Raw genomic sequence first — 3,517 nt, 5'->3', positions numbered from 1 at the left:
CCGCCGGGTCCGCGTACCGGCCCGGCTGACGACGGCGGGGAGCGGCCGGAGCGGAAGGGCCCACGCCGGCTCCGCAAGGGCGGCCCGGGGCGGCGCCCGGACGACGAGACGGACGAGGCGCCCGAGGAGGAGGTGCCACCGGTTCCGGTACGCCGGTCGCTGGCCCTCACCGTCGCCGGCTTCGCCGCGCTGGTCGGCGTCGGCCTGGTGCTCGGCGCGCAGACCGCCGGCCCGGGGCACCGGCTGCCGTTCGCGGTCATCATCTTCGGCGTCCAGCTGCTCTTCGTGCTCGCCTGGACGATGGCCATCCGCCCGCCCGCGCTGCTGGTGGTCGCGCTGGTCAGTGCCACGGTGGCCGGCATCGCCGACGCCGCGGCGGTGCAGTCGGAGATCGCCGGGCTGGCCCCCCTCGGGTACGCCGCGGCGGCCGGATTCGTGCTCGGCGTGCTCGGTCAGCTCGTCCGCCGGGTGGACCGGGTCCGGGTGACCGACTCGCTCGGCAGCACCCTGCTGATCGTGGTGGGTGTGGTCGCGTTCGCCACCCTGATCGTGCTGAGCCGGATCCCGAAGGGCACCCAGGCGATCACCGTCTGCCTCACCGCCACCGGCGTCGCCCTGCTGGTGGCCCGGCTCACCGACGCGGTGGCTCCGTGGCCCCGGCTCGCCCCGCAGGTGCCCCGGGGCGCCGCCGGGGTGGTCGTCGGCGCCATGCTCGGCACGCTGACCAGCGCGGTCCTCGGCAGCTACCTGGTCGGATTCACGCCGACCAGCGCCGCCCTGGTCGGCCTGGTCACCGCCGCCACCGCCGTGCTGGCCGACCTGGCCGTCGGGTACGCCGAGGCGGGCCGACTGATGGCCGGCGAGCCGCCGACCATGTGGATCGCCCGGCACCTGCAGGGCCCGCTGGGCGGGTTCGCGCTCGCCGCGCCGGCCGCGTACGTCATGTGCGTGCTCTTCCTCTGAGTGCACGGTTGGGGAATCGGCACCTCGGGTAAGTACGGTTGCGCCGCCGGACGGCGCCGGGCCACCGGGCCCGGGCGCCCGACGGCGACCCGACCGTGAGGACCGTGCGCCGCGCCGCGGCGTCCGGCAGGACGACAGGAGGCGGCGTGGCAGAGGCCCCGGCGTACGAGGAGCGGCCCCGGCGACGCGGCCGCAGGGTGCTGACCGGTTTCGTGGTCCTGCTGCTGGTCCTGGCGGGGTTGCTAATGGTCGCCGACCGGCTGGCGGCCGGGGCGGCCGAGCGGGCCATCGCCGACCAGGTCAAGCAGGAGGTCGCCAAGCAGGACGCGACCTCGGCCCCGCCCAAGGTCGACGTGGCCGGCTTCCCGTTCCTCACCCAGGTGCTGGCCGGGAAGTACCAGCACATCTCGATCGTGCTCACCGACGTGAAGGGCAAGGTGCAGGGCGACGCGGTCGACGTGCCCCGGCTCGACGTGGACGCCCGCAACGTGAAGGCGTCCCTGGACACCCTCCGTACCCGGCGGGGGGACGTGACCGCCGAGACGGTCGACGGGCGCGGCACGGTCACCTACGACAGCCTGGCCAAGCTGCTGGACCGGCCGGGGCTGAAGCTGGGCGAGCGGAACGGCAAGCTCGCCGTCACCGCGCCGGTGGACGTCCTGGGCGTCAAGCTCACCGTGAACGGCACCGCCGACGTCACCGTGGCCAACGGCAAGGTGGCGCTGCGCTTCAACGACCTGACCGCCGAGGGCCTGCCCAACCTGCCGCTGGCCCGACAGGTGCTGACCAACTACGCCAAGGGCATCTCGGTCGACGTGCCCCTGCCGGAGCTGCCGTTCCACCTCAACATCCGCAAGGTGGAACCGAAGCCGGAGGGACTGGTCGTCACCGCGGACGCGAAGAACGTGCCGATCAATTCGGTCAGCTGAGGCGAGACCTGCGCACGGCCCGGCCGACGGCCGGGCCGTCGGCGTCTCCGGGCCGCCCGGGCGTCCCGGATGCTGGTCGGGCCGGTGGCTTCGGGCGGAGCGGCTGGTAGTCTCCCATCTCATGGGGACGCTCCTCACCAAACGGCGCGCGGTCGACCTGTGCCGCGTGGCCACCTGCCTGTGTCGCCCCGTCATCTGACGGCGGGGCTGTCCTCGGCCGCCTAGGCGGCCACCGGCACGCAGGGTCCGCGTACCCTCCGGTGTCTCCCCTGATCGCCCGGCAGCGGCGCCGTCGCACGTACCCGTGATCCGTTCCTAGCTCTGGGTCCCGCGCGTGGTGCGACAATCATCAACTTCGATCTCCGCGCGCAGGCTCACCATCCATCCTCACCAGGGAGTGATCTGATGAGTCGCGACACCGCACTCGTCTCGGCCGAATGGGCCGAGAAGAACATCGACGCCCCGGGCGTCGTCTTCGTCGAGGTCGACGAGGACACCTCGGCCTACGACACCGGCCACATCGCCGGCGCGATCAAGCTGGACTGGCGGACCGACCTCCAGGACCCGGTGCGCCGGGACTTCGTCAACAAGGCCCAGTTCGAGGCGCTGCTCTCCGAGCGGGGCATCGCCAACGACGACACCGTGATCCTCTACGGCGGCAACAACAACTGGTTCGCCGCGTACGCGTACTGGTACTTCAAGCTCTACGGGCACCGCGACGTGAAGCTGCTCGACGGCGGCCGCAAGAAGTGGGAGCTGGACGCCCGTCCGCTGGTCACGGACGCGGTGACCCGCCCGGCGACGCAGTACGTCGCGCAGGAGCCGGACACCTCGATCCGCGCCTTCCGGGACGAGGTCGTGGCCGCGATCGGCACCAAGAACCTGGTCGACGTGCGCAGCCCCGACGAGTACGCCGGCCGGCTGCTCGCCCCCGCCCACCTGCCGCAGGAGCAGGCCCAGCGGGCCGGCCACGTGCCCACCGCGATCAGCGTCCCGTGGTCGAAGGCGGCCAACGAGGACGGCACCTTCAAGTCCGACGACGAGCTGCGCAAGATCTACGCCGACGCCGGGCTGGACGACAGCCGCGAGACCATCGCGTACTGCCGGATCGGTGAGCGCTCCTCGCACACCTGGTTCGTCCTCCAGGAGCTGCTCGGCCACCGGAACGTGAAGAACTACGACGGATCCTGGACCGAGTACGGCTCGCTGGTCGGCGTGCCGGTGGCGCTCGGCGACGAGCCCGGGGAGGCCTGATCATCATGACTGCTCCCACCGCCGCCGGTTGCGCCGCTCCCGACCAGGCCGCCCCGCTGCCCGCCAGCCTGGACCTGGAGAAGGAGACCGTGATCACGGGGCTGGTCAAGGCCGAGTCCGGGGAGACCGTCCCCGGCGCCTACGTCCGGTTGCTCGACTCCACCGGCGAGTTCACCGCCGAGGTGGTGACCTCTCCGGCCGGCCAGTTCCGGTTCTTCGCCGCGCCGGGTGACTGGACCCTGCGGGCGCTCTCCCGGCACGGCAACGGCGACACCGCCGTCACCGCCGCCCGCGGGATCAACGAGGTGACCGTCACGGTCGCCGCCTGACCCACGCTCTGACGGCCGTGGCCCGCCGCCCCACCCCGGGGC

At 72.9% G+C, this 3,517-nt stretch carries 5 protein-coding genes; all 5 read left to right on the top strand.

Translation table 11 applies throughout. From position 1 onward, the window contains the following. Positions 1–963, top strand: a 963-nt coding sequence (locus ACWEVO_RS32730; RefSeq protein ID WP_452311308.1) for a hypothetical protein, incomplete at its 5' end; no start/stop codon positions are given. A gap of 146 nt (positions 964–1,109) precedes the next feature. Further along, positions 1,110–1,892: an LmeA family phospholipid-binding protein gene (locus tag ACWEVO_RS32725; RefSeq protein ID WP_452311307.1), complete on the top strand. Its 783-nt coding sequence runs from the start codon at positions 1,110–1,112 to the stop codon at positions 1,890–1,892. 121 nt (positions 1,893–2,013) lie between these two features. Beyond that, the gene (locus tag ACWEVO_RS32720; RefSeq protein WP_311202345.1) at positions 2,014–2,091 is read left to right on the top strand and encodes an Ms5788A family Cys-rich leader peptide; all 78 of its coding nucleotides are present in this window, start codon (positions 2,014–2,016) and stop codon (positions 2,089–2,091) included. A 206-nt stretch (positions 2,092–2,297) separates the two neighbouring features. Then, positions 2,298–3,146 carry a sulfurtransferase gene (locus tag ACWEVO_RS32715; protein ID WP_452311306.1) on the top strand — a complete coding sequence of 283 codons (849 nt, stop codon included), beginning with the start codon at positions 2,298–2,300 and terminating at the stop codon, positions 3,144–3,146. Between the two features lie 5 nt (positions 3,147–3,151). Then, positions 3,152–3,475: a DUF1416 domain-containing protein gene (locus ACWEVO_RS32710; RefSeq protein ID WP_452311305.1), complete on the top strand. Its 324-nt coding sequence runs from the start codon at positions 3,152–3,154 to the stop codon at positions 3,473–3,475. Positions 3,476–3,517: the final 42 nt, after the last annotated feature.

This window comes from Micromonospora sp. NPDC003776, from assembly GCF_053605645.1.
The sequence above is the reverse complement of the archived record's forward strand: the minus strand, read 5'-3'. Positions and strand labels throughout refer to the sequence as shown.

Coding starts and splice junctions, on each gene's coding strand:
- ACWEVO_RS32715 (WP_452311306.1), top strand. CDS start 2,298: ATGAGTCGCGACACCGCACTCGTCTCGGCCGAATGGGCCGAGAAGAAC.
- ACWEVO_RS32710 (WP_452311305.1), top strand. CDS start 3,152: ATGACTGCTCCCACCGCCGCCGGTTGCGCCGCTCCCGACCAGGCCGCC.
- ACWEVO_RS32720 (WP_311202345.1), top strand. CDS start 2,014: ATGGGGACGCTCCTCACCAAACGGCGCGCGGTCGACCTGTGCCGCGTG.